The 528-nt window shown below is 57.4% G+C and carries 1 pseudogene; it reads left to right on the plus strand.

The annotated features are described in order from the left end of the window. Window positions 1-317 (plus strand): annotated as a pseudogene (locus ACE41H_RS25150) (transposase family protein); the annotation flags it as partial. Window positions 318-528: the final 211 nt, after the last annotated feature.

Consider the following 528-nt stretch of genomic DNA (forward strand, 5'->3'; position numbering starts at 1 on the left):
CGGAACTTCAACCCTTTAGCCGTCGTTATCACAGCGAGCAGGCCTGCATGGAGGCATTGATCGCGATGAAGTGGCCGCACGGCTTTGTCTGCCCGCGTTGCGCTCACACCCGCTGCAGTCGTCTGACTTCCCGGCGCATCCCTTTGTTCGAATGCGCCAGGTGTGCGCATCAAACGTCGGCTTTGGTTGGCACGATTTTTGAACGAACCCATCTCCCCCTGACCAAGTGGTTCCAGGCGCTGGAGTTGTTCCTGCTCCCCGACGGCATCTCTGCGATGCGGCTGAGCCAGGTGATCCAGGTCACCTACTGTACATCGGTGTGGCGATTCCGGCGATTACCTACCGTCGGCTGATTGCGCGCCAACCGGTTCAGCCTCTTGCGGCCGCGTCCTGATCGCAGTACTTGAACGAGGAAAGGTGAGCCTGATATGCGTGGCTTGAACGGTGTGGATTAGCATGAACGAGGACAGCGGAAAAATTCAGGTTCAAGCGGCAACGAGGACCAGGGTCTTTTTATTTTTTTCGGTG

It is taken from the genome of Paenibacillus enshidis, from assembly GCF_042136365.1.
Taxonomy (GTDB): domain Bacteria; phylum Bacillota; class Bacilli; order Paenibacillales; family Paenibacillaceae; genus Paenibacillus; species Paenibacillus enshidis.